21 protein-coding genes and 1 tRNA gene are annotated in these 25,112 nt (G+C 42.7%); 10 read left to right on the top strand and 12 right to left on the bottom strand.

The genetic code is table 11. The features are described from left to right. Positions 1-290 precede the first annotated feature (290 nt). From ACYX4M_RS03015 to ACYX4M_RS02995, 5 genes are all read right to left on the bottom strand, one after another. Positions 291-482 carry an antitoxin Xre/MbcA/ParS toxin-binding domain-containing protein gene (locus tag ACYX4M_RS03015; protein ID WP_476081836.1) on the bottom strand — a complete coding sequence of 64 codons (192 nt, stop codon included), beginning with the start codon at positions 480-482 and terminating at the stop codon, positions 291-293. 100 nt (positions 483-582) lie between these two features. Then, entirely contained in the window at positions 583-1,902 is a 1,320-nt protein-coding gene (locus tag ACYX4M_RS03010; protein ID WP_476081835.1) for a DsbA family protein, read from the bottom strand. A 21-nt stretch (positions 1,903-1,923) separates the two neighbouring features. After that, positions 1,924-2,826: a formylglycine-generating enzyme family protein gene (locus tag ACYX4M_RS03005; RefSeq protein ID WP_476081834.1), complete on the bottom strand. Its 903-nt coding sequence runs from the start codon at positions 2,824-2,826 to the stop codon at positions 1,924-1,926. 7 nt (positions 2,827-2,833) lie between these two features. Next, positions 2,834-3,667, bottom strand: coding sequence for a type 1 glutamine amidotransferase domain-containing protein (locus tag ACYX4M_RS03000; protein WP_476081833.1), 834 nt, complete (start codon positions 3,665-3,667; stop codon positions 2,834-2,836). Between the two features lie 81 nt (positions 3,668-3,748). Next, complete coding sequence (locus ACYX4M_RS02995) at positions 3,749-5,518, bottom strand: arylsulfatase (RefSeq protein ID WP_476081832.1); 1,770 nt, start codon at positions 5,516-5,518, stop codon at positions 3,749-3,751. A 270-nt stretch (positions 5,519-5,788) separates the two neighbouring features. On the opposite strand from ACYX4M_RS02995, the gene ACYX4M_RS02990 reads away from it, so the two are divergent. Further along, complete coding sequence (locus ACYX4M_RS02990) at positions 5,789-6,295, top strand: AraC family transcriptional regulator ligand-binding domain-containing protein (protein WP_476081831.1); 507 nt, start codon at positions 5,789-5,791, stop codon at positions 6,293-6,295. Continuing rightward, a complete protein-coding gene (locus ACYX4M_RS02985; RefSeq protein WP_476081830.1) occupies positions 6,252-6,824 on the top strand; it encodes a helix-turn-helix domain-containing protein in 573 nt (190 codons plus the stop codon). The genes ACYX4M_RS02990 and ACYX4M_RS02985 overlap by 44 nt, the downstream gene beginning before the upstream one ends. 475 nt (positions 6,825-7,299) lie before the next feature. Here ACYX4M_RS02985 and ACYX4M_RS02980 read toward each other — a convergent pair whose 3' ends face one another. Together ACYX4M_RS02980 and ACYX4M_RS02975 are read right to left on the bottom strand one after the other, a co-directional pair. Further along, the gene (locus ACYX4M_RS02980; RefSeq protein ID WP_476081829.1) at positions 7,300-7,707 is read right to left on the bottom strand and encodes a type 2 periplasmic-binding domain-containing protein; all 408 of its coding nucleotides are present in this window, start codon (positions 7,705-7,707) and stop codon (positions 7,300-7,302) included. A 9-nt stretch (positions 7,708-7,716) separates the two neighbouring features. Next, the gene (locus ACYX4M_RS02975; protein ID WP_476081828.1) at positions 7,717-8,913 is read right to left on the bottom strand and encodes a porin; all 1,197 of its coding nucleotides are present in this window, start codon (positions 8,911-8,913) and stop codon (positions 7,717-7,719) included. 647 nt (positions 8,914-9,560) lie between these two features. Between ACYX4M_RS02975 and ACYX4M_RS02970 the strand changes: the two genes are divergently transcribed. After that, positions 9,561-9,692, top strand: coding sequence for a hypothetical protein (locus ACYX4M_RS02970; protein ID WP_476081827.1), 132 nt, complete (start codon positions 9,561-9,563; stop codon positions 9,690-9,692). A 7-nt stretch (positions 9,693-9,699) separates the two neighbouring features. Here the strand turns inward: ACYX4M_RS02970 and ACYX4M_RS02965 are convergent, their stop codons facing one another. Further along, positions 9,700-9,885, bottom strand: a complete 186-nt coding sequence (locus ACYX4M_RS02965) for a hypothetical protein (RefSeq protein WP_476081826.1) — start codon at positions 9,883-9,885, stop codon at positions 9,700-9,702. 413 nt (positions 9,886-10,298) lie between these two features. Here ACYX4M_RS02965 and ACYX4M_RS02960 point away from each other — a divergent pair, with 413 nt between their 5' ends. Further along, positions 10,299-10,478: a hypothetical protein gene (locus ACYX4M_RS02960; protein ID WP_476081825.1), complete on the top strand. Its 180-nt coding sequence runs from the start codon at positions 10,299-10,301 to the stop codon at positions 10,476-10,478. 56 nt (positions 10,479-10,534) lie between these two features. Here ACYX4M_RS02960 and ACYX4M_RS02955 read toward each other — a convergent pair whose 3' ends face one another. Beyond that, positions 10,535-11,785, bottom strand: coding sequence for an oligosaccharide MFS transporter (locus ACYX4M_RS02955; RefSeq protein ID WP_476081824.1), 1,251 nt, complete (start codon positions 11,783-11,785; stop codon positions 10,535-10,537). Positions 11,786-11,803: 18 nt separating this feature from the next. Further along, the gene (locus ACYX4M_RS02950) at positions 11,804-12,817 is read right to left on the bottom strand and encodes a LacI family DNA-binding transcriptional regulator (RefSeq protein ID WP_476081823.1); all 1,014 of its coding nucleotides are present in this window, start codon (positions 12,815-12,817) and stop codon (positions 11,804-11,806) included. 164 nt (positions 12,818-12,981) lie between these two features. Between ACYX4M_RS02950 and ACYX4M_RS02945 the strand changes: the two genes are divergently transcribed. The 6 genes from ACYX4M_RS02945 (at position 12,982) to ACYX4M_RS02920 (ending at position 23,604) form a co-directional block, all read left to right on the top strand. Beyond that, positions 12,982-14,490 carry a glycoside hydrolase family 32 protein gene (locus tag ACYX4M_RS02945; protein WP_476081822.1) on the top strand — a complete coding sequence of 503 codons (1,509 nt, stop codon included), beginning with the start codon at positions 12,982-12,984 and terminating at the stop codon, positions 14,488-14,490. Then, positions 14,490-16,703 (top strand): glycoside hydrolase family 32 protein, encoded by a 2,214-nt coding sequence (locus ACYX4M_RS02940; RefSeq protein WP_476081821.1) that lies wholly within the window; start codon positions 14,490-14,492, stop codon positions 16,701-16,703. The genes ACYX4M_RS02945 and ACYX4M_RS02940 overlap by 1 nt, the downstream gene beginning before the upstream one ends. Positions 16,704-16,813: 110 nt before the next feature. After that, positions 16,814-19,609 carry a TonB-dependent receptor gene (locus ACYX4M_RS02935; protein WP_476081820.1) on the top strand — a complete coding sequence of 932 codons (2,796 nt, stop codon included), beginning with the start codon at positions 16,814-16,816 and terminating at the stop codon, positions 19,607-19,609. Positions 19,610-19,624: 15 nt separating this feature from the next. Continuing rightward, positions 19,625-21,784: a cadherin repeat domain-containing protein gene (locus tag ACYX4M_RS02930; protein ID WP_476081819.1), complete on the top strand. Its 2,160-nt coding sequence runs from the start codon at positions 19,625-19,627 to the stop codon at positions 21,782-21,784. 678 nt (positions 21,785-22,462) lie between these two features. After that, positions 22,463-22,933, top strand: coding sequence for an RNA polymerase sigma factor (locus ACYX4M_RS02925; protein WP_476081818.1), 471 nt, complete (start codon positions 22,463-22,465; stop codon positions 22,931-22,933). A 17-nt stretch (positions 22,934-22,950) separates the two neighbouring features. After that, positions 22,951-23,604, top strand: coding sequence for a hypothetical protein (locus ACYX4M_RS02920; protein WP_476081817.1), 654 nt, complete (start codon positions 22,951-22,953; stop codon positions 23,602-23,604). Between the two features lie 162 nt (positions 23,605-23,766). Here ACYX4M_RS02920 and ACYX4M_RS02915 read toward each other — a convergent pair. Together ACYX4M_RS02915 and ACYX4M_RS02910 are read right to left on the bottom strand one after the other, a co-directional pair. After that, a tRNA-Leu gene (locus tag ACYX4M_RS02915) sits at positions 23,767-23,853 on the bottom strand. Positions 23,854-24,014: 161 nt separating this feature from the next. Next, the gene (locus ACYX4M_RS02910; protein ID WP_476081816.1) at positions 24,015-25,112 is read right to left on the bottom strand and encodes a HupE/UreJ family protein; all 1,098 of its coding nucleotides are present in this window, start codon (positions 25,110-25,112) and stop codon (positions 24,015-24,017) included.

The following is a 25,112-nucleotide window of genomic DNA, read 5'->3' as shown; positions in this document are numbered from 1 at the left end:
TCAGACACAAAAAAAACCAACTAAAAAGTTGGTTTAATGTTTGGTACCAGTGGGCGGGCTTTGATTGGACCGACACTCGGCCGCCACGCTATCGCTAGCAGCGGATTTTGAAAATCTTGCTTATATTTTAGTTGTTATAAATCAATGGTTTTTAATTTAAAAAAGACGCTTTGCAAATTCTTTGCAAGCAATATTGGTGTAGATTCACCACCCAAAGCCTTTGCCAAAGCGGTTATTTGAGTTCGAGATTAGTTTTATTGTAAATGTTATGTTGTATAAATGAGCGCGTTCTATTTAGCCTTTTGGGTTAAAAATAATTCAAGGTATTTCTCGATTTCTTCTTGGGCGCTGGTTGATGACTCATAATATTCTTCCGGTGTTTTTCCGCCAAAGCTTGGGCAAGGCGTTGCTAGCCATTTCTCGGTCAAATCTTTGTCTTTAAAAAAAGCAAAAGCTCTGTCCCTGAGGTTAGTTAAACTCATGTAGTTACCTTCAATAGAATCCTATACATAAACGAACTAAAACAACATTTTTTTAGAAATTTCAACTTAACTCTTCGATTTTGTTGGCGACTAACCAGAGTCAATCCTGCCCCCAAACTGACAGTACCTCTTTTCCATTTTCATCTAATAAACAATAGCTTGGCACGCCCCAGCTTCCAAATTCGTACATGCTCAGGCGGTTCTGTTCCAACAATTCTTGCCAATTGTCGTCATTAAGGTGTTCTTGCGCTTCGTCCCAGTCAAGCCCCGCCGCATTTACTACTTGCTGAATACCTTGCAGCTTATTGCAATTGATGCCCTTGGCAAAAGCAGCTTTTAGGAAGGCGCCCAGTAAATCGTTGCCCTTATTTTGTTCTAAGGCCCACATATACAGGCTGTAACCGCGTAAAACAGGTTCACCGATAGGGTCGTAGAAGTTCCCGTATTCGACATTCAAAGCACGCGCCTCCCGTGCTACATCAGTAGCGATGTATATTTTTTTCTCGCGCGTTGCAGGTACGCCACGCATAACCATGGGAAGCACGGGCTTCACTATTAGATTTATTCCCGAATCTTGAGCCATTTTGATTGTGGGGTCCCAAGCGATTGCCGTGTAAGGGCTTCGAAGTGACACATAAAATTCCAGCGTGAGATTCTGTGCGTTTTCGCCGAACTTGGTTGGTATGGTAGGCCGTGATGCGACAGGCGGTAAGCTGCTGTCTGTAATAGCATCTAGAGAATTAAGCCTACTTTCGAGATGATATAGCCGGTCGACTCCCCAGTACCATTCCCCTTCATAATAAAACATGGCTGAGTTGTAGTGCTTTAGCTCTCGTCTGCGGGCTGTACCTGCTTGAAATTTTTCATTTACTTCTTGTGGTGAACATTGGCCATGTTGCATCGCTAATGATTCAAGTGTCGCCTTGTCGTTTCTCCATAAGCAAGCGCTTACCTTTACACCTATGGTTCCAATTTGGTTTTTATCTAGGTGACATAAAATTGATGTTGCTAGCTGAACTAGCTCTTCGTCAGGGAGTGTGCCGCTGTTATCAAAATCAAGTGCGTAATAGTCTGCCACGCGTTTGGCGTCAAACGATGACATTTCCCTCCAGAGTTCTGGCTCAGGAAAGTTGTCATCATGGGTTCGTGGAACGATATGAACAATAAGCTCGATATCATACTTTGCCTTGAGTTTTGCAAGTGTCTGTATGGCAAGGTGGGAGTATCCATCATCGACTTGGTGAAAATACTCAACTACATGTTTGCGGCCTTGGTTAACACGTTTTTTTTCACGTTTCTTTCTGACATTTAACTGACGCTTTTCGCTACTGATAAAATTCATCAGTTTAGATGAAAACCAACGCATAAATGGAGAGGGCGTGCTGCTTGAAGCACCTTTTTGTTTTGTTATTTCACTCATTTGTTAGCTTTACCCCGTTAATTAAATATCTTTTACAATGCGAAAGCCTAAATGTGCCGTACTAAAGTTCTGTTCCATACCCTGCCGAGCAGCGGCTCTGTATCGTCGGCAATAGTTTCCACCGCAAAGAAACGAACCCCCTTTGATGGTAAATCTGGGCTTGGCATTACTGTACCGGCTTTCAGTCCATTCCCACACGTTGCCAATCATATCGTAAACGCCAACGAGGTTTTGTTTAAAACAACCTACGGGAGCAATACCTGAAAAGCCATCTTCTTCTGTATTGACGTCAGGAAATGTTCCTGTCCAGATATTTGCTCGAGGTGAACCGTCAGGCGCTTGCATTCCAGATTCTGGTACAAGTGGGTCAAAAAGTCCCAGGCTTGCCGCATACTCCCATTCCATTTCTGTGGGAATACGGCCGCCAGCCCATTTCGCATACGCTCTTGCATCATTTAAGGTGACATGAATAACCGGATGAAGACCTCTTCCGTCAAGGTTACTCTCTAAACCATCTGGTGTTTTCCAGGTTGCCCCTTCATCCAAATGCCACCATGAGGCAGTTATCCAAGGTGTGTCTGATTCGGAAAACTGCGCAGAGCCAATGCCTTTTTCAGCGTCTGTTACATAACCTGTTTGCTCAACAAATTTGGCGAACTGGTTATTGGTGACTTCAGTTACCTGCAAGAGAAAAGGAGAAACAAATACCTTCTTAGGTGGGCCTTCTTCCGGATACATCCCATTTGCACCTTGAATGAAACCACCTCCTTCTATGTGAATGAAGCTATCGACAATGTCTGACGGTAATTGACAAGGTTTATACGCTTTTTCTAGTTTTGCTGATGAAGAAATAAATAGTATTGCAATAGTGCAAATGCAAACAAACACAACAGAGAAAAAACGAGTAGGCGATAGCTTCATCATTGGCGTTCTATTGACTTATCTGATTATCGATTATCTCTAGAATACGATGTGACGTTTCATATCCACTGTTTTGATTTTGACCGGTCACAATATTGCCATCCACAACTACATGTGTTGCCAACATTTCAATGGTTGCCGTTTTAGACTCAAACTTAGCCCCCGCTTTTCGCATCTCTGTTTCAGGGTGTTTTGGAGTAACCTCAATACCTAGCTGTTTAATTTGACGGTTAGTTACGCCTGTAACCTTTCGGCCCGCAATCAGTGGTGAGCCATCTTCAGATCTCGCACTGACTAAGCCCAACGCGCCATGGCAGACCGAGCCAAGCACTTTATTATTTGCATTTGCTTTTGTAATTAAATCTGCCAGTTCCGGGGATTGGGCAAGATCGTAGGCTGCACCCCAGCCGCCTGCCATATAATAAACATCGTATTCATTTGGATCGACTTGGCTGATTGGAATAGAGTTCTTTAATTTGTTCATCGCTTCATTGTCCTTTTTGAAGCGTTTATCTTCAGGCGTTGCCAGTGGCCAGCCCATAGAAAATGGTTCAACCGGAATTTCACCTCCTTTGATTGACGCAATGTCTACATCTAAACCTGCACCCCAAAAGGCATAATAGGGCACAGTCATCTCCGAACCAAAAACTCCCGTTGCCTTGCCCGTTTCACCAAGCGTGTCATGACTTGTAGTAATGACTAATGCACGCTTTCCTCTTAGGTTATAGCTTGGCATGTCGTAGCTGGGGTGCAACCCTATCGCGTGGAGTAGTCTAGGAAGACCCAGCCATAGAATAATGCCAGTTAATGGGATACCAATTAGGACGACTTTCCACCACACCATTTTTAAATTCCTCGTTGTCGACATTTCATTTTGTTGAATTATTTGCGCTTAGCCGTATCCCGACTATCGACCACTATTTACCTATCGCTGAAATAAGCGTTTTGCGAAAACAAACAACAAGTAAAAGACTAAAAGCGCGGCTGCTGCCAAGCCAGCAAAGATGTACCAGTAATTACTTGCTGTCCCTTTTATTGCATTGATAACGAGTTGTTTGCGCGAACTTTCACCAGGTGGGAGTTCAAAGACCCCAACGTCGTTTGCATAGGCGTTATATTCATCGCGCATTTCTTGAAAAAGACTAGGGTGTTGAGGTGCAACATCGGTGGTCTCGCCAGGATCTACCGATAAGTCATACAGATGCCAATTTCCATCTCCGTGTGGCGGCGGTGTTTTGGTAATTTTCCAATTTCCTTTGTACAGCGCTGCGGTTCCACTTACCTCAAATGCAAAAGCATCATCCTCGCCGTATACGTTTGTTGCCCGCCCAGTTAACACAGGCCTTAAACTTCTGCCGTAAAATTCATCGGGGTTATAATCGACGCCTGCAAAATCGAGCAGCGTTGGAGTAATATCGGCGACTTGGGCCCTACTATCAATAAACCCTTTTTTTGGAATATCAGGGCCCGAAATTACGAAGGGAACACGCAGTCCGCCCTCTGAAGCATTGAATTTAAACAAGTGAAAAGGTGCAGCAGACACCGATGCCCATTCATGCCCAATGGCTGCAAGGCTGCCCTCTTGCCCTAAATTTTCATAGCTGACGTCCCAACCCTCAATTGCCATCCAAAACTTTTCAAAAGCTTTTACAGCAGGCTTAGAGGTTTTTCCAAGCGTATTATATTCGGGGCCGTTGTCGGAGGTGACAATAACGATAGTATTGTCTAACTGGCCTTTTGATTCTAAATGTTGGATAAGCCTTCCAAGATGAAAGTCTGCCGATTCAAGCATGCCAGCGTTCACTTGCATTACGCGAGCCCAGTAAGCTTTCTCACTATTAGTTAAGCTGTTCCAGTCGCGGTCGTTATACGCACCATCAGATAGTGTTGTTGTTTCAGGTACTAAGCCAAGCGCAATCGCTTTTTGTAAGCGCTCCTTGCGCATTACGTCCCACCCTTTATCAAATACACCGTTATATTTATTGATAAACTCTGGCGAAACCTGAAGAGGAATGTGAATAGCCTGAAATGACAGATAGCCAAAATATGGCTTGGATGGGTCGGCTTCATCCACATACTCAATCATTTTATCAACGATATTACGAGACGAGTAAAAGTCCTCAGGCAGGGAAGTTCGCTTCCCATTTTCGTACCATTCAACTTCCAAATAATGTGGAAGGTATGATTTAGCCCGATAGTTGCTAGAACCTGTAGAATCTAAAACCCAAGATTTTTCAAAACCAAACCTATGGGGCAAGTTGGCTCCAATGTCACCTATCCCCCATTTGCCAGATACAAAAGTTTGGTATCCGGCCAATTTGAGTCTTGAAGCGATAGTTTGCTGTTGGTCAGCCCACGTCATGTTATAAGCGGGCATGGCTCGCATTTCATCGGTCAACACTTCGGCTAATGTTGCCGCGCCAACTTGATGTGGACTTTGTCCTGTCATAAGTGAAGCGCGGCTAGGACCACATAGAGGTGAGGTGTAGTAACGTGTCAACATAGTGCCCGTATTTCCCAATTGGTCAATATTTGGGGTAGCAGTATCACTGCCATAGGCACTGAAATCCATAAAGCCAACGTCATCGAGAAGCACCAAAAGAATATTTGGTCGAGTATCGCTCTGAGTCGCTTCAACAGAAGCGGCAAAGGAAAAAAAGAGTACCATTACTTCAATAATACGTTTTCTGTACATTTAACCACCGCCTGTTTTTCAATTTTGTTCTTTTATCGATGCTCACCACTATTGGTGCCTTCTGATCACATTCGATACTGACAGCGTTTTGTTCTACGCATGTATTTCGGAGTCAGTATTGGAACGGTGCAATTACGCTGTTTTAAACGTTAAAACTTGAAGTTAATTGTTAAAATAGCATTTAAGGTCAAAATGTGGTCATATGTGGCCAAGTGCTACACTCGCGAAGTGATACAAAATACTACTCAGCACCTTTCTTCGGATGTTCTAATGAGCAAAACATTTGTTAACGCTAAAGACTCGGTTATCCCAACGCATTTTCAAAGAGTGCTATTTCGAGCGCTTATTGATAAAGGTATTAGCTCAGCTTCGTTGTTGAAAGGCCTGAACTTTCAAGAAGAAGAATTTCTGGACGATGAGTTCAGGCTAACGTTTGATCAGCATAGTATATTTATTAAAAACGCGTTGAGTACTACTGGTGATCCCCATTTAGGATGGCGATTTGGTCGGCATATAAACATTACCGCGCTGGGGTTACTTGGATACGCAATTATGGCTGCTGAAAATGGCGCTGCCGCGGTAAGAACACTTACTCGCTTTTTCAAGCTCAGAGCTCCATCTTACGAATTGACGTTGTTAAGCGTACCGCAAAACGCTGAGTCGGCAATGTTACAGATTAACGAGACCTTCGATTTTGGTGAAGTACGATACTTCATGCTGTCGTGTATCGTTAGTGCATTTGATCACGTTTTCACATCTTTTAATCGAGAAGCTTAACGTTATAGAGCGGGTCGAATTTGGTTGTGAGGAACCGAGTGAATGGTATCAAGAGGCTGGTACTGTAAATTATCCAGTTGTTTTCGGTTTACACACAACCAAGTTATTTTTAGATGCCAGCTTTCTGACCAGGCCACTGCCTACAGCCGATCCTGACACTGAAAAAACAACAACACAAATATGCCAGGAGATGTTGAGTAGGGGAGAGGGACAAAGCGGTATTATACGGGAAGTGAACGAACTTATTCTCAACTGCTCTGGAAGCTACCCTTCCTTGACCGATGCAGCAACCCATCTTTGCATGTCACCAAGAACACTGCGCAGAGAACTTCAGAAATCTAATACAACCTATCAGCAAATGCTCGACAATACGCGTTCAACCATTGCCAAAAAGCTGCTATTAAACACGACTAAAACAACCTCTGAAATTGGCTATGAACTAGGGTTTAGGGATACATCCAACTTTAATCGCGCTTTTAAAAAATGGACTGGCGTAAGCCCAGGGCAATTTCGAAAAAAAGACAATTAGTTGTTTTAATTTATAAGAGCTACAAAAAACGACATAAAGTCGGTGTCTCATTAATGGGGAAGCGGACACAACAATAGCAGCCCATTGCGCACATGAAGCATATTTTACAACAGCACTTCGATACATTGGCTCGTTAATCCTTGAAAAATTAGTCAGTGCTATTGAGTAAATATAAAACGTAATAAGCACGAAACAGCAGACGGCTTCAATGAAAAGTTAGAAATATTGTATAGTGCGTTGATTGATGTGAAAACGAGTATTAAAACACTATCCGATTAGTTTTGCTTTTTTACAGGTATGCATTCTTTCATTAAATGAATTTGCCATATTACCGGAAAAATAGGCTTCATAACCACTGAGGTAAAAAGGCCCCCAAATAATTGAGGGCACAGGGTTTACCGCTTCACTTATAGAGAAGGCTATCTAAACGTTTGTCATTCGGTTCTTTCAACAACCTCTAATAGCCTTGGCCTAGTTAAAAGCTGCCAATAACCTTCACAGAATCATCGACAAGACTCTCATCCACAAACCCGATAGTGTTGGGATTTGTTCCCACAAGCTTTACCATCTCTTCTTGTGTAGACACTGACTCTGGTGGAGTTCCCCTGCCGGTGAATACTAGTTTTGACCAGAACGCTGAATATTGACTCTCTGATTTTTTCAATACCGTGTTGTTAAATGCTTCACGAGTACTATCACCTTGCTCGTAGGTTAAAGGCAATGCTTTACTGCCATCCGAAAAGGCTTTTACCTTTCCAAGATAAATTCTCTGAACGGTGTCCATATCCGTTCCAGAAGCATTATTTGCATTGATAATAACCACATTAGCCGCATGGGTCGGCATCGCTAAAATTAAACAGAGTAACGCTAGTTTCTTCATCATAACTCAGCCTCAGAACACTAAATCTAAAGAAATCGCTACAGCCGTAGCGTCAGTATCACCGTCCTGGTCTTCATCAATGTAAACCGCTGCGTCTCCTTCGTCATTAAAGTTGGTAATTTCAAACTTTAATGCGGTGCGCGGGTTAATGTTATAGCGAACACCAACACCTACAGAGTTATATTCGTCGTCTAGTGAACCTGTCGCTCCATCTTCAAAACCGGCTGATATACCACCCGGAGCGATAAACCGAAGCTCGCCTTCAAAGTTTGAATAGAAAACGTAGGGAGTCCAGTCTCCGAAAGTTTTTGCTAGCGATGTGAACCACGACGTATATATCGTGTCGTATTCATTCCACTCTGCGATGAAAAACCAACCTTCGTAATCGATTGATGTTGAAACGTCGATAAATTGTGTATCGACCCACTCGTCACCAAATAGAGGCGTTGACGGATAATCACCCTCGGCATAGAACGTGAAATTCTCTTTACCTTCTAGGTAAGATAATCTCAGATTGAACCAGTCGATCTGAGTGTCTACAACTAGACCTTTCATATCTTCGTAGTCTTTAGTTGTTCTTATACCCCGAACACCTCTAAAGCCTCCATTCTCATTATAAAGCTGTTCAGTTTTATACTGTTCAATGGTTGTGATCAAATCGTTTGGATCAGTGTCTTGTTGACCACCGTATAAGAGAAAGTTTGTTGTGCCTTTGTTCCAATCCAACATGTAACGCAAGCTAATACCGTGATAATTCGTAACGGCTAGTGAATAAGCGTCAGATGGTACCCGTAACCAAGGGTAAGCGATACCTACATCCATATAATCTGAAAAGTGGTAAACTGGAAGTCGCATTCTTCCTGCATTCACTTCTAAGCTTGGTGTTATCTCATAAGATGCATAAAGCCATTCCAGTGTTGGTTCAAAATCATTTATACCTCTGAAAATAGCTTGAGCCGTGAGAGACAATTTATCGGCCGCTTGATAACGAGCCTGTAAGCCAAGTCGAGATTCTGTTTGAAATTCTAAACCAGACTCGTATTGGCCTGCAGCTTCGGGAAGCCTCGCCCAATAGCCATCGCCATCTATAACAGTTCCACCTACTAGCGAAGCAAAACCTGATATACGCAGATCATCATTTGCTAACGCAATTGTAGGCACACTTGACAACATAAGCGTGGCTGTACAAAAGCTTGCCAGTTTTTTCATATCGATTTCCTATGGATTAAGAATTACATGTGAGTGTGTGTTGCTCTCTGGGACAAAAAGCAATTTAATCGCTATGAGGACATAGCTGCGAACGCCAGAGGTGTATAAAAACTAGACAACAACTAGAGTTACATCAAGGAAACCTAATGATATTTATTGTGCTTGGTCTTCTTGTTGCTCTAGAAGAGGTGTAAACAGGTTGATAGCGAAATCCATTCTCTCAACGATGTACTAGTTTTCACGAGAACTCATTAGTACTACTCGCTACGCTTCATTTTGACGTGCACTTTATATATTTAACGCGTGGCAATTTAGTTTCACTTTAGTGATACTTTTATGACCACCTGGTCTATTTAAATTATTACTGCAAATTTAAAAACACTCCTGTAAGCTTTGGGTTTCAAAATAAAGATTTATTTCATGCGTATTTAACCTTTGCCTTAGCCGAACTGTTTTTAGCCCTCGGTTTTTATATTCTGTATATTTCAGTTTATTTTTTTGTAATGGTGAATAATTATGCGCTCTCGTGTATTTGATTGATACTCACGATTGAAGCCGTTTGCACCATCGCCATAGCAATTCTTGTACGCTTCGCGAGTCAAGTTAAACGGTACGTCACGTCCTACAACTATGCATCAGGCGTTGTTATGCTCGTTTCAACACTTCGAATACCTGTATCAAGCACTCATATTCTGATTGGCACAGTGTTGGGCATTGGTTTAGCGAACATTCAAACTAGCTGGAATTTGACGGAATCTATCGGTATGGCGACACCTTAATTGCTTGCTAGCTAAACACCTTGTTCATCTCTATCTGCACCCAAGTGGGCACAGCTTCATCCATTTGAAGGGATTTTAATTTAACTATCGACGTGTTTGCCCTAACGGCGAAGCAGCTTAATGGAAATCTCTTTTTTTTAAGCGTGCGATAAAACTCTCTGCCGGTCATAGATTCTTCTTCAGTACTTTTCATTAATACGTTCTGCTACCCAAGAATATTTGGCGTTACTCTTACAGACTTGTATGAAGGAACAATTACATTTAATTGTGAGCGCTCACAATTTAAACAAATGAAAGGCGGCAAAACTTCTCGAGCCTTTTTGTCTCGGTGATACAAAATACGCAAATTATGAAGTTACATTTACGTTAGACTTTTCAAACATGAATTTATGTTATCAAGCTGTCATTTTATGATACATACATTAAAATTTACGCGTTGTAATTTAACTCCCAGCCAACACTATGACGTTTTCAGCATTTTTTCTTGGTACAGATAGCGCTAATGACTAAGTACTAGGCAACGCTATTTGCTTGGTTGAACAAAATGAAAAGATTTAGTTGTTGAACCGTTACTTCGACATTCCCAAATAGTTATCAAGGGCGTTATTGATAACTTACTTACACTTTGAACATATTGCAGAGCTTGAGCTACTGTATTTTCAAGCCGACCTTTCTTACCACACTGACCCTGTTATTTTTAAAAGCATGACAAATACAGCACCCCGAGGGGCGAAAGAGCCGTGGCTTACTGAGTTTAATGCGACGGCATCAATGGCGACTACGTGAAGTTGCCAGAGAACCGTTAGTCAGTGCTATCACAAAAAAGTATTCAAATCTGTTGATTAACTCAGATGTGGGCTCTGATTGTGGAGCGGCTTTTGTTCGACAGTATGCGAACGCAATGTAAAGCACGACACCACCACAAAAAGGCTAACGATACAGCCTAATAGTTTATAAGACAGTGCAAAGCCTATTTCATCGTACATATGACCTACCAATATAGACAGAACGCTTGCAACTACTTGGGTAGTAAATTGAAAGCCAACAAGATACATGGTTGACGAGAGGCGAGGGTCGAAGTTACCCGCGATGTATTTAAATATTGCTACAATCATTATCGGTAACTCTGCGGCATGTAACAGCTTCATTGCCGAAATCGAAATAGGATCCCAGGCGAAACCCGAACCAATCATACGCGTCGCCATGATGATGCCACTGAGAATTAAGCCGTTCTTAGCGCCAATTTTATTAACAATGAAAGGGGCTAAAAACATTCCCCCTGCTTCTAAAAATACCTGAAACGAATTTAGATAACCGAACATTGCGTTACCCTCAGCTCTCGTCGGAAAAAGTGAAGCAAAGTAAACGGGAAACTGCTGATCGTAAACCGAATAAATGCAAGATACACCCATGACAAATGTAGCAAAGCCCCAAAATTCCCTTAGTGTAAGCAAGTTGAGCACGTCGCTAAAGCGAAGCGCTTCAGCTTCTTTATCTAACTCATGGCTTAAGCTTTTATTTTCGGTTGGCTTTACACAAAGTAAGCTGATAAGGAATATAATTGCAGATGAGGAAGCGAGCCAGAAGTTAAAATCGGGATTAATATTAAAAATAGAGCCTGCGAAGAAGGTAGCTGTAGCCCAACCAATCGAGCCCCACATCCTCGCTTTTCCGAACTCAAAACCTGAAATGCGAGAGACTCGTTCAATGTAGGTTTCTACCGCTCCAACACCTGCAGAAAAAGCAAAGCCAAAAAATATGGCGCCTGCAGTTACTCCTACATAAAAATTGTTCGCAAGCAGTGGGGCATAAACAAAGATGAAAAAGGGGCCACACAGCGCCAGCAATAAGCCCACAATAAGAAGTAAATGACGCTTTAGCCCTAGCTTATCTTGAATGAATCCGTAAAGCGGCATAATCATCAACGCCGCAACCGCATTAAGACTAAAAATTATTCCAGTATCTTTTCCTCCCAGTCCAACAACCTGATTAAGCCAAATTGGAAACAGGGAAAATGAGAATGACCATGTTAAAAAGAAAGAAAACAGCGCAATGCTTAATAACCAATAATTTCTTTGTGAAACATTTAACATGCTCAAACCTCATGAAACTTACTCATCAATAACGCGAGTAGACTGACGTGATATAAACTCTCCTGCGAGTTTATGAATTTTATTATCCTGGCTTTGTGCAATTGCTTGCTGGGCTGCCATCTCGCCCATTTTGAAATAAGGTAGAGAAACGGTGCTTAATTTAGGTACTAGATTATCTGCTATCATGTGATAATTATCGTAGCCAACCACCGAGATTTGCTCTGGTATTTGATAGCCCAGCACGCCTCTTACTAGCATGTAGACTCGCATTGCCATTTTGTCGTTACCGCACATGATCGCAGTTGGCCTTTCTGCATATGACAATAGCTCCCTTAGCGTAAATTCTAATGAAGAAAATTCGTCTTCCGGGTCTCTAGACACCCCTTGCTTAATAAATTTTTCGTTTACGGGCAAATCATGTTCTTCAAAAGCTCTCTTGTAACCAGCTAAACGCAATTTCGTTGCTCTCATATCATCAAATAATGTAAGAAATGCGATATTGCTGTGGCCTGCTTCAATAAGCTTCTTTGTTGCCGTGAATGCGCCCATTTCATCATCGGGAAGTATTGTCGAGTGACGAGTTTCTCTCTCGTAACAATTCACCAATATAAGTGGGCAATGTTCAAATTTTTGCTCAATACTCACTTCTTTATGGAAGACGGTTGCATAAATGATTGCTTGAGAGCGCTGGCGTCTAAAATCTTCTACAAGCTTTTCAAATGACGCTTTTTTTCCGCCCGTTTCTCCAATCAGCAACAGCATTCCGTTTGCTTCACACACGCTTTGAATACCTGCAACAATTTCGAATGAGTCCGGTGTGGTAGTCAGGTTTTCAGTAATTAAACTTACTATGCCTGAATCTTTGCCTCTCAACGCTTGCGCAGCCGCTGAAGGGTAATACTCTAGCTCCTGCATTGCCTTGTGAACTTTCGCTTTGGTTCGCTCACTTACGCCTTCAAAGCCATTCATAATGCGTGAAACGGTTTTAACCGAAACGCCTGCTTTATTCGCTACATCTGTGATTGATGCCATGGGTTACTCTGCTTTGTTCTAAAAGGGACAATCTTAGCAGCGTTCTGCATCGATTTCCCTCTGTTAAACAGCGACAAAATATGTTTTTGTTAACATTGTATTGACAGATGGTACTATCCATTAACTATAATGTCCAACGATAGTCAAAAAATTGTGGAAAAGATATGACAAGTAATTCAACGTTGGCAGAATCAACAAAGTGGCGCCCAAAGATCCACTTTACGCCGAAGAAAAACTGGATGAACGACCCTAATGGCCTCGTTTACCTGAATGGTAAGTACCATCTATTTTTCCAATATAATCCGTTTGGAAGCCAATGGGGTAACATGAGCTGGGGCCATGCCATATCGGAAAATCTGCTCGACTGGGAAGAGGTCAATGTTGCCATACCAGCAGATCCGGATAACTTAGGTTATATTTTCTCAGGGAGTGTTGTTGTAGATAAGAATAACACCAGCGGTTTTATGAAAGATGGCATTTCCCCCTTAGTTGCCATTTTTACTCATCATTCAAAAGATAATGTTCAGCGGCAAAGTATCGCATACAGTTTAGATGAAGGGCTTACTTGGCAGGACTACACGTTTAACCCTGTAATTGATAATCCTGGTATCAAAGATTTTCGTGACCCTAAAGTATTTTGGCATGACGAGTCAAAAGCGTGGGTGATGGTACTTGCATGTGGTCAATTTGTTCGAATATATACCTCCAGTGACTTGAAAAAATGGCATCATACAAGCGACTTTGGTCATCGCATTGGTTCGCATACTGGTGAATGGGAATGCCCTGATTTATTTCCCTTGACCACCAAATCGGGCAAAACAAAATGGGTTATGTTAGTTAGTATGAACCCGGGTGGACCGAACAGTGGCAGCGCCACACAATATTTTGTTGGCGATTTTACCAATGGTGTTTTTTTTGCAGATAACGAAAAAGTGAAGTGGTTAGACTTTGGTCCAGACAACTACGCAGGCGTATCGTTTGATGGGCTGTCTTCGCAAGAGCGCAGAGTGACCATAGGATGGATGTCTAACTGGAGTTATGCTGCCGAGTTGCCAACTTCGCCTTGGCGGGGGGCAATGACCATTCCTCGCGAGCTGACTCTTAATTCGATTTCTAACCCCCAAACATCGGCTGAAACGTTATATGTTTCAAGCTTACCGTGCCGTGAGCTATTGGCTCACAGTAAAAAAATATACTCTCAAGCAATTGAAAAAAAGTCGTCTTTTGCGTTACCGGTAGATTCGGCATGTGCAATAAAGCTGGATGGCAACCTGGAGAAAAAAGCGGTCTTTCAATTAACGCTTACTAACGATCACGGTGAAAAAGTAACCCTCGAGTACATCCCAAGACTTCACAAGTTGATAGTTGACAGACGCAAAGCAGGGTTTGACCTAAAATTATGGACTATGCCGCTAATTGAAGCGTACTCCCTGCCAAACATGTCAGACACAGATGCCACTATTGTGCTTGATAATGCGTCTATAGAGGTATTCTGGCATGGAGGCAGTACAAATATATCAGCGGCTCTTTTCCCAACCTCACCCTTTAACCGTTGCGAAATACAAAGTGAGAGCGCCGATACTGTGGAATGCGCTGTTCATCTCATAGAGCTAAATCCCACCAGCGTGGATAGCCAAAAAGACAATAACGCTTTGGTAACAGGAGAATCTTAATGCGCATATTCAGATTAAAGTCTCGTTATTGTCCTGTGCTTTTCTTTTCGATGCTTGCGTATCTACTCTTTTTTTCAGGGGCTTATGCAGCAGAGCAAAATGTCAATTTTGACTCAGACCACGCAGCATTTTCAATAGAAACCCAGTTTAAACGTCCTGACTTTACGCCGGGGATTTCGGGAAAAGCGTGGAGGACAGACGGCTTTTCGAGCTTTGCAAAACTTAAGCTTGCTCAAACCGTTCAGACAAACTTTTCCATTGGTACTTGGGTGGCTATTGAGAGCTACCCATCAGACGCCGAAGTGACCGTTGATAATTTAACGCCTTCCGCATTTTTTCATCTGCCTACGGAAAATGGCGATATTAGCGTTTTCATTGATACTTTTGGGCGCTGGGGCGTGTCAGTCACACAAGGGAATGAAACCGTAAGCGCCTACGCCGAGGGGAAATTCCCTACTTACTCATGGGCACATATTGCCTTAACAGTTGACATCTCAAAGAGCGAAGCCACGCTCTATTTCAACGGTAATGAGTCAGCCCTATTGAATCTACCAGGTGAAGTAGTTTTCAGCAGTAGTGAAGTGGTCTTTGCCAAACCACGCATCAATAAACAAATATTGAATTTCACGGTAAATTGGCTTAATGGTGCGTTTGACGATATCAATGTACTCCATGCTCCACTTGATAAAAACCACTTAAAAAAATGGTTGAATGTGAGCCCAGACGCAACAGCGCTACAAGCGCTTGCTGTTCCTTCAAGCCGCTTTGAAGATGACCATCTACGTCCATCGTTTCACGCAATGCCTCCTGCAAATTGGACCAATGAACCCCATGGCCTGGTCAGAAAGAACGGAAGGTGGCACATGTTTTATCAACGCACACCTAACGGGCCTTTCAAGACTCAGATGCACTGGGGACATATGCTTAGTGACGATCTAGCCCGTTGGACAAATGTACAAGACGCGCTATGGCCTGAGTTACAGAACGAAAAGTTTGGTTTCGATATGAAAGGCATTTGGTCAGGCGACGTTATTGTCGAAGACGGTGTAGGCTTTGCTTTTTACACCAGCGTTAACCATTTTGACCGACTCAAGGCGGCAAATCCCGGTATTTCTATGGCTATTAGTACCGACGAAAATCTGCTTCATTGGGAGAAGAAAGGTCCAATTATTAACACACAGCACGTGAAAGACTTCAGGGACCCTTATCTTTGGAGAGAAGATGATTCGTGGCACATGATAATTGGTGCAGCTTATGAAGGATATGGTGGCCTAGATTACTATGTTCTCGATTTGAAAGAACAAGATAAAGGCTGGCGTCACAAGCGTCAATTTAGTGATATTGCCTATCGTCTGCTAGATATAGGTTCTGATATTTGGGAGATGCCTGTTTTTGAGCCATTAGATGACGAAACCCATGTTCTAGTTGTAAACCCTATCGGTGGCGATGTTCAGAAATATGGGGAGCCAGCTACACGTGGTGTGTATTGGACGGGAAAATGGGAGAACGGTGTTTTTTCTCCGAATTATAAAGAGCCCAAAATGTTGGATATTATCGTTGGTCACCTTTCGCCCACAGTGGCTAGAGCAGATGATAACGACTTGAGAGCGATAGGCATTGTAGATGAAAGGCGTTCATCGCAAGCACAAGAAGATGCTGGATGGACACACACATTTAGTTTACCAAGGCGCTGGTTCCTAATGCCGGATCAAAAAACGCTGGGGCAAGCACCGGCCCCAGAGCTTAAGCTTCTCAGACAATCTCTTTTATATGAAGAGGAAGCGTTAAATCTTGCCGATAGCGCAACAAATATCGACGTTAAAATTAACCAATATGAACTTTTGCTCGACGGCATTGAGTGGCGCACCGATGTGTTAACGATTTCACTCATGAAAAATAAGCTGAAAGGCGAGCACACCTCTCTTTCTTTTAACCATAAGACAGGAGAGATTCGTTTGGATAAAACCTTGTCTAATAGCAACAATGAAGATGAAGGGCCGCAAGTACTGTCGGGCAATTATGACGCTGATGCGTTTGGCGAAATTAATAAAATAAGAGTGTTTGTTGACGGCTCTGTCGTCGATGTGTTCATCAACGACGCAGCCGCATTTTCCTTTCGCGTTTATCCTTCAAGCTCTGAGAGTTCAGCGGTTTCAATTAACGCTGAAGAAAGTGCAGTGCTCATTGATAAGCTAGCGCTTTGGCAAATGTAAATTAAATGACAAGTAAATGTCTAACGTTTGACATTGTGTTAACAGTTAACTATTATTTTAAAATGTCTACCGTTAGACATTGTGGGAATTCACGTAAGGGTTTTATTCAAATGAACAAAAAAATAAATAAATTTTTGCTCGGCGTTGCACCAATTGCACTAGCGGTGAACACGGCGCTTGCGCAGCAGAGCGACGATGTCGAATCAAAGAAAAGTAAACAAGAAAACGAAGCTGAAATTATCATCGTTACAGGCGTCATCGGCGAAAAAATGCTTAAAAAAGATGCCACGTTTTCTATCAATACGTTGGACGAAGCGGCGATAGAGCGTCTCGCGCCAATTAGCACAGCAGACTTGCTACAGAACGTTCCAGGTATTTTTGCTGAGGGTGGTTCAGCGGGTGAAGCGAGTAATAATATTACCGTACGTGGCCTGCCTGTAACTGGTGGCTATCGCTATGCGCCACAGCTTATAGATGGGCTTCCATGGTTTGAAGAGCCCGAAGTGCAGTTTATGAACAATGACACTGCAGCTCGTGGTGACTTAATGACTGAGCGTGTTGAGGTAGTTAAAGGGGGAACCGGCGGAATCCTATATTCGAATGGCCTAGGTGCAACCGTTAACCACGTTACCCGCACTGGCGGTCAAGAATTTGAAGGCGCCTACAAGCTTGAATTAGCTGATTACGGCTTTATAAGAAATGACTTTTATACCTCAGGTCCAATTAATGAGAGCCTGACTTTTGCTCTTGGGGGCTATTATCGAAAATCAGATGGTATTCGAGACCCTGGTTATACAGCGGACAAAGGTGGCCAGCTCAGGGGAAATCTAGTTTGGTGGTCTGATGATGATAACACTGAGATTCAAGCACATTTTCTTACTATTGACGATCATACTGCATTTTACCAAAACGTTCCTTTTCAAATTCCAGCATTTTCAGAACGAGGCACACCAGATAACCCAATCCAAATCGATATGGATGAAGTTTGGCCTCTAGGGATTGATCTCGCTGACGGTACCATTGCATCACCTTTTAATAGGAACTTCACTCAGTTAGGTGAATATGGCAGTCGAGATATTGACTTAGCAGATGGCTTACATGCAGATTTTGACGTGTATACGCTAAAGCTTAGGCATTTCTTTAAAAATGACTGGACCTTAAAAGCAGGGCTACGTCATAGCTCTGGCACTAATGATTTTAATGCGATGTTTGCGGGCAATGACTCTACGTCAACAGACAGGTTTACAGAAGCCCGCTGGCAAAATGATGTTATTAACCCAGCGCTTGGCCAAGCGCTCCGCGGTGAATACGACGCTGCAAAATTGCAGGGCTTTTTCAATATTCCAGACGATGCCGATGCTGCATTTGCGGGTATCAGTCGCGCAGATTTCATCAATAACTATGCAAAAGGGCAGGGAGTTTCAGCGTTCTATTTAAATAACGGTCAACAGGTGGCTGGCGATACTATAATGAACTTCGTTCTTCCATTTATTGCCAACACTGAAGCAGAGAGTACATCTTTTGACATAAACCTTCAGAAGAATGTATCCCTGTATGGCGATCACACATTTACCTTAGGTTACTATCGTAGTGACTACGGCGTTGATCAGACTTTCCAATCTTCTCTTCTTGTATCGACTATGGAAGCACAGTCTAAATTAGTCGACCTTTACGTTACTGATGAAGATGGCAATAAAATAGGACCTTCTTTAACTCAAGGCGGGGCGCTCTTACCAGGTTTCTTCGGTTATAACTCTGAAATTGATGCAAAAGGTCAAGCGTTTTACATACACGATCATTGGGAGCTATTAGATGGCGATTTAAAGATTGATATTGGCTATCGATGGCAAGAAGTTGAAGCCACTGTACTTAGACTAGATCGAAATATAATCGAAGGCTCAAATTTTACACCTGATTCTATTGAAGTTGGCTCGGCAGAAGACACGACAGCCGATGATGAGATTTTTTTACCTAGCAACCCTAGAACCCTTGACGACAAATTTCAAGGTGACGGCTGGTCGATAGGCGCCAACTACGCGCTGCAGGATAACCTAGCTATCTACGGTTTAGTATCGCACTCTTTCCGCCTACCTAGTTTTGAAGATTTTAACGAGTTCAGAGTCGATTCTTCGCGAGAAGAAGAGCAAATAGAAACCATATGGCAGTACGAAACAGGTATTCGCTATATCGCGGAAACCTGGGATACCCAAGTGGCTGTTTTCTATAATGAATTCAGTCCTAGAGAGAACAGTGTTCAATACCGAGATTTTACCTCTAGCGAGTGTACGGTTAACGAGGGAATTGCAGACATTAACACCTGTCCGTTAGTGACGGAATTTTTTGAGCGTGGTGTGAAAAATATTGGTGCCGAAGTTGAGTTTTCTTGGCGTCCAGAGTTCGTAGAGGGGTTTGAGCTACGCGGGAATGTGGTTGTTCAAGACCCAGAGATTGTAGGGGCCAACTATCGTGTTGTGAACACCATAGTTGAGAACGATGTAGTCACAGGCTATGAGTTTAGAAACATCGGTGAAGACGGAAGGTCTCCTCGTCGCCTTGCTGACGTAATGCTTAACCTACAAGCTATTTGGGATCTTAAACCTTACACTGGCATACCATTAAAGCCTTATTTGAAATACACCTGGTTTGATGAACGTTTTTCTGAATCCAGTGATTTCGACGTGACGGTTTACCCTGCTTACTTCCATATTGATGGTGGTTTTATCTATGACCATAGCGAAGATCTTGCGCTTCAATTCCACGTTTCAAATTTAACTGACGAATTATCGTTTACAGAAGGCGATCCTCTTGTTGTAGAACTGAAAGGCCCGAATGGCGCAACAAACCGTGGCGTAGGTCGTCCACTTTTCGGTCGTACTGTTAGAGCTATGCTCACTTATCGTTTCTAAGAGGAAGAGATTACAATGAAACTAAAAAATATTGTCTCAATTTCAATGTGTAGCCTTGTTATTGCCGGTTGTGGTGGACAGGATCCAGGACCTATTCCAGAAAACACGCCACCGACAATTAGCGGTCCTAATTCCGTGTCTGTGCCCGAAAATACAGCTAGCGTTGCGTCGCTCTCCATTTCTGATGTAGATGGGAATCCACTTACCATATCGCTGTCTGGAGCAGATGCTGCTTCGTTCAACGTTAGCGAAAGCGGTGATGTTCGATTTGGAATTTTAGCTGACTTTGAATCGCCAAGTGACGCTGATGCAAACAATATCTATACCTTCACGATTACGGTAACCGACACTTATACTGCGCCTGTTTCCCACGAGCTCACGGTAGAAGTGACTGACGTTGAAAATGATGAGCCTGAAAGATACGAGCCGACCCTGGCGACTAGCGCAACGCCCGGGCTTACCACGGATGAATTTACGTTTTCGCCTGAAAGTCTTATCGAAAGTTTCGAAACTCCTATAGATATTGTACAAGCGCAAGGTAAATTTATTGTTACTGGTATATTCGCTGATGGTGATGTGGCCGCTAATGGTTGGAGCAATTTCAACAGCGCAGAAGGAGCACAATACGTTGGGGTTTCTGCGGCTTCCACGTGTGAAATTGACAAAGCGCCAGGCAACTGTGACGGTCCAACTGGCACCATTTCAATATTTGATGTAGAAATCACACAGCCTTACTTACAATTTCTAATGTCTGGTGGTAATGGCAGCAACGATGTGGGTATAAGTGTATTTGCACCAATCGAGGGGGAAAGCGGCCTAGGGCAGATGATAGGTACGTTCACACCTAATACATGTGGTGACCCCTTTATTAAAGGTGATCAACACTGGGTACACTTTGACGTAAGCGCCTTAGTAGGGCAAACAGTCAACCTAAAAATCTTCGATAACGAGTCGGCTGGCTGTGGTTTCCTTGCCTTTGATCATTTATATCAAACAGCAAACAAACTTGGCACAGAAGCGGGAGTGCTTACCGCTCCAGAAAAAACATTCACCGCTACCAACGTAAGCTTTGACGCAGTTAACGGGAACGAGGGTCTCTTGCCTGGTGGCAGTTTCGAATCTGTTGCCGATACATTAAGCAAAGGGTGGCTAGCTACAGGGGCTTTTGCGGCATCGCAGGAAGAGACTGCATGGGAAGGTACATCTGGCATAGCAGACTTTGATCCGGCGCCAGCAAAAATTGGTGACCGCGCAGTATCGACATGCGAGATTAATAGTAACTTAGAGGGGTGTGATGCACCTACGGGCACGCTAACGTCCCCTATATTTCAAATTACAAATAACTACCTACAATTCTTACTCACTGGAGGGTTCATTGATACGCCTGTTGGCGTGAGATTGCTCGATACTGCAGAAAACACATTACTTACTTTTTTACCTGGTAAAGATCCATGCTGGCCGCCACATGTTGATGGTGACGACGATTGGACATACTTTGACTTAACGAACATTCGAGATGCGTATGTGCGCGTGCAGTTTTTCGATGAAGAAGTTGGAGGCTGTGGGTTCGCTGGTTTTGACCACGTTTATCAAACTGATGAATTACACCTTCCTGATACCGCCCGAAATGCGGGGATAGCTGACGTGCAGCCTACATTAGGGTTCAATGTTACGGTAAATGCACAAAGCTTTGAGCAAGTGATTGGTAGCTTCGACAATGCGTTAACGACTGATTGGGTTGGTACTGGCGCGTTTGAAAATCCGCAAGACGAGCAATCATGGCAAGGTGTTTCTGGCGTTGCGCATGTAGGTGCCCGTGCAATTTCAACCTGTGAAATTAACAACAACGCAGAAGGATGTGACGCTCCAACTGGAACGCTAACCTCTCCAGCATTTGAAGTAATGGCTGAGCGGCCGGTGTTATCACTGCTACTCGCGGGTGGAAACGGTGAGGCTGCTGTAGGAGTTCGTGTGCTTGATGCCAGTGACGATAGTGAACTGGCTTCCATAGTGCCTAATTCATGCGGCCCTGCTGCCATTGATGGCGACGACGATTGGCAGGAAATAGATCTTTCAGCTTACATTGGTAGTAGCGTTAAAGTAGAAATTTACGACAACGAACCAGGTGGCTGTGGCTTTATAAGCTTCGACCATGTGCATATGAAGTCAAACTGAGCCCCAGTCTTGTATTAGTTAAACTAAAAAAACAGGTAAAGCGAAGGCTTTACCTTTTTTTTTACAAAATAGAGCCTAAAAACAGAGTTTTTAGGCGCATACGACGGCATTGCTTACAGCGCTTTGGCGTATGACACAGATTAAATAGCGCAACTACTTTTAATCAAACAGACGATGAATTATATTTGCGGAGTCAATTTCTGGCATTGCCCGCTTTATTAAGCCTTTTGCGCTGTGCTTATATTCGCGCGTTCTCATTATATTCTTCCCGCAGGTCCGCCCGTCTACTTCACGTAAAATAAGCGCTTTTTGTTCAATTAGAGTGCAATGTTTATGACACCATCCCACTTTCTTTAATGCGTTTTGTGTTTGTTAGGCCATATTCCTACATAGGAATGCAGGTCAGCAATTCATGCATTTTATTCTCACTGCTGTTAGCTTTGCAGCTTGAAAGAGTCACAACACGTTGAACAACTTTTTCAATCTAATTTAAAAAATATTGTGAGATTTATTTCTCGGCCGCGAATCATTAGTTAACTACATTCTATTTGGGAAGGAGCAGGCACTAGTGGTAGGCATGCTTCTAGACCAACTATAAAGTGAATAAGATAAAAAGACTTAGGCTATGAAAAGATTCAATCCATTGAGAATAGTGAAATGAGCGTCGATAGGCATGGAATGTACTTAGACATTATAGAAAGGCATAAGGGAATAGTGTTTAAAGTCGCTCGCTCCTACTGCAGCAATGAGTTTGACCGAGAGGATTTAGTCCAAGAAATTCTCGCTCAAATCTGGCGTTCGTTAGATACCTACAATGACAGCTTTAAAATAACAACTTGGATGTATCGAGTGGCGCTTAACGTTGCGATATCGTTTTACAGGAAAGATAAGACAACTGCTTATAAGCATCAAGAAATGGAAGACAAGTTACTGAGTTATGACATGGAAACTGAGCGAGAAAATGAACAGAGTTTGAATGAGTTATACACATTTATAAACAAACTGAGCGGCGTAGATAAAGCGGTATTGTTGATGTATCTAGAAGGTGTAAGCCAGTCTGAAATTGCGGCTAACTTAAATATCACAGTTTCAAATGTCTCCACCAAGATCGGTCGAATTAAACAGAAGTTAAAGACAAAGTCGGCTTAAGAAAAAAGGGATAAAATATGAATTTAGAACAGATGCAGTCTATGTGGCAGGCACATAGCGAAAAATTAGATGAGAGTATGAGCCTGAATAAAAAACTACTTCAAAAAATACAGGCTGAAGGTAACAAAAGCGAGTTGAATAAGCTCATTTTGACGAGAGCCATCGAAGGCATTGTATTTTTTTGCATCGCTCTTTCTTTGGGTGCCTATATGGCTTTGTCCTGGAGTCTAACTGCACCAGTGGTTTCTGCATTTGTGCTTAATGTATTTGCAATAGTGGGGCTAGCAGGGAGTATCGGCCAAATCGCGCTGTTAAGTAAGATAGACTTTTCGAAACCAATGAAGGAAATCTTGAATGATCTAATTGCTGTAAGAACGCACAGTCTGAATGTTTTTAAACTACTAATTCTATCTGCACCTTTTTACATGGCTTATGTATTTCTGGGCTACGACCTGTTTTTTGGCGTTGATTTATTCTCATTAATGTCGGCAGACACAGTAATTAGATTTTCAATTATTGCCTTGATATTTGGAGCTCTGGCGGTGCTGCTTGTCCATAACCTAAAGCCAGAAAATAGAACAAATAAATTAATTGCTTGGCTTTATCAGGAAATATCCGGCCGCAGGTTAACGCACCTGTTAGACCAATTCGAAAGTATGGACAAAGACTGAGAAAAAGAGGCCATTAGATTGTTTTTTAGCGAGGCACATCAGGCCGGAGAAGTCGACAAGACCGATTCTCGGCCGACACGCTCGCGTGGCGATTTGTAGAACTTCAGACACAAAAAAACCGACTCAAAAGTCGGTTTCAGTATCTACTTCTATAAGAAGAGATGGTACCAGTGGGCGGACTTGAACCGCCACGCTATCGCTAGCAGCGGATTTTGAATCCGCCATGTCTACCAATTCCATCACACTGGCATTGTGTATAGATATCAACGTGGTGTTGATGCTTGGCATTATAGCGATGCGGCGCGCCTATACAACAACTTTTTACGCTTTTTATGATTAAGTGCCGAAAGATTGTCCAAAAGTAAGTACAGTCAAATCTATTTCTTTATTAATCAACAATGCAATGACGTTTACCACCGTTGCAGTGTCCAATTAAGTGCTATAACCGCAATAATTGATGACGTAATTGGCATAATGGCTTTCGAATATAACCTGACGTTTCTAAGTAGGATAAGTATGGGAAGTAGCAGTGCAACTATGGCAAGTTGTCCTATTTCTACACCTAAATTAAATGCAAGCACGTTCATCACTAAGCTGCCAGATTGGGCATTCAGGTCGCCAAACACACTCGCGAACCCCATGCCGTGAAGTAAGCCGAATCCAAAGGTAATGAACCCCAAACGCATGATGATAGGGTACACGTTGTTTAGTGCAGTAATGGCCACCGAAATAGCGATGCCGAGTTCGACAATCCGGCTGTTAAGCGTTATAAAATCAAGAGCAGTAGCGGTTAACGTAATACTGTGCGCAAGCGTAAAGGTGCTTACCAAAATCACCGTGCTTTTTATAATACGCTTGATGCTTTGCTCTTTTAACCATTGTTTATTTTTTCTAAATAAATTAACGGTCAGTAATGTGGCGACTAAAAATAATATGTGGTCTAGGCCAATAAAGATATGCCAAATGCCTTGGTAAACCATTTCACCAAATTGCGTAACCCAGTGGTTGTCATGAGGCGTCAAGATGATAAAGCTGCGTTCACTATCTAGTACATGCACACTTGTTTGTTCATCAAAGGTGATGGAAGTAAGCAGTTTATGTGTAGGAAAGTCGCTCACTATACCAGTGTAACGAACAGACACTTCGTTTAAAAAAGCGCAGTTCACCGACAGCGGATATGCCAATAATGACTCTGCAGATATGTCTCTAATAGAGGGGTGGGCAACACTAATAGTACACCGTGTCTCGCTACCACGAATTATTAGGTGATTTTGAATGTAATCATTCGCTAGATTGTGGTTTCTTTTAACTTCACCCCATGTCAGCTTGCCGTCATTATTAGTATCGAGCACGGCAGCTTGTCCAATGTCTGTAGGTTTAAGCAAAAGCTCGCCTGAAAGTGTCTCGCCAGATTCATTTTTAAGGGTTAAATAACCGTTGCTTAGCTCGTGAGAAATGGTTGGAAAACTGAAAGACGCTACTATGAAAAATACAATAAATCTTATCAT

This window comes from Alteromonas sp. ABV4_150, assembly GCF_056311745.1.
The sequence above is the reverse complement of the archived record's forward strand: the minus strand, read 5'-3'. Positions and strand labels throughout refer to the sequence as shown.

Bases quoted from the DNA above. Each gene is read 5' to 3' on its own strand.
- ACYX4M_RS02945 (WP_476081822.1), top strand. From the start codon at position 12,982: ATGACAAGTAATTCAACGTTGGCAGAATCAACAAAGTGGCGCCCAAAG.
- ACYX4M_RS03005 (WP_476081834.1), bottom strand. From the start codon at position 2,826: ATGATGAAGCTATCGCCTACTCGTTTTTTCTCTGTTGTGTTTGTTTGC.
- ACYX4M_RS02970 (WP_476081827.1), top strand. From the start codon at position 9,561: ATGCTCGTTTCAACACTTCGAATACCTGTATCAAGCACTCATATTCTG.
- ACYX4M_RS02955 (WP_476081824.1), bottom strand. From the start codon at position 11,785: ATGTTAAATGTTTCACAAAGAAATTATTGGTTATTAAGCATTGCGCTG.
- ACYX4M_RS02910 (WP_476081816.1), bottom strand. From the start codon at position 25,112: ATGATAAGATTTATTGTATTTTTCATAGTAGCGTCTTTCAGTTTTCCA.
- ACYX4M_RS03015 (WP_476081836.1), bottom strand. From the start codon at position 482: ATGAGTTTAACTAACCTCAGGGACAGAGCTTTTGCTTTTTTTAAAGAC.
- ACYX4M_RS02995 (WP_476081832.1), bottom strand. From the start codon at position 5,518: ATGTACAGAAAACGTATTATTGAAGTAATGGTACTCTTTTTTTCCTTT.
- ACYX4M_RS02920 (WP_476081817.1), top strand. From the start codon at position 22,951: ATGAATTTAGAACAGATGCAGTCTATGTGGCAGGCACATAGCGAAAAA.
- ACYX4M_RS02990 (WP_476081831.1), top strand. From the start codon at position 5,789: ATGAGCAAAACATTTGTTAACGCTAAAGACTCGGTTATCCCAACGCAT.
- ACYX4M_RS02980 (WP_476081829.1), bottom strand. From the start codon at position 7,707: ATGATGAAGAAACTAGCGTTACTCTGTTTAATTTTAGCGATGCCGACC.
- ACYX4M_RS02950 (WP_476081823.1), bottom strand. From the start codon at position 12,817: ATGGCATCAATCACAGATGTAGCGAATAAAGCAGGCGTTTCGGTTAAA.
- ACYX4M_RS02940 (WP_476081821.1), top strand. From the start codon at position 14,490: ATGCGCATATTCAGATTAAAGTCTCGTTATTGTCCTGTGCTTTTCTTT.
- ACYX4M_RS02975 (WP_476081828.1), bottom strand. From the start codon at position 8,913: ATGAAAAAACTGGCAAGCTTTTGTACAGCCACGCTTATGTTGTCAAGT.
- ACYX4M_RS02965 (WP_476081826.1), bottom strand. From the start codon at position 9,885: ATGAAAAGTACTGAAGAAGAATCTATGACCGGCAGAGAGTTTTATCGC.
- ACYX4M_RS02925 (WP_476081818.1), top strand. From the start codon at position 22,463: ATGTACTTAGACATTATAGAAAGGCATAAGGGAATAGTGTTTAAAGTC.
- ACYX4M_RS03000 (WP_476081833.1), bottom strand. From the start codon at position 3,667: ATGGTGTGGTGGAAAGTCGTCCTAATTGGTATCCCATTAACTGGCATT.
- ACYX4M_RS03010 (WP_476081835.1), bottom strand. From the start codon at position 1,902: ATGAGTGAAATAACAAAACAAAAAGGTGCTTCAAGCAGCACGCCCTCT.
- ACYX4M_RS02930 (WP_476081819.1), top strand. From the start codon at position 19,625: ATGAAACTAAAAAATATTGTCTCAATTTCAATGTGTAGCCTTGTTATT.
- ACYX4M_RS02935 (WP_476081820.1), top strand. From the start codon at position 16,814: ATGAACAAAAAAATAAATAAATTTTTGCTCGGCGTTGCACCAATTGCA.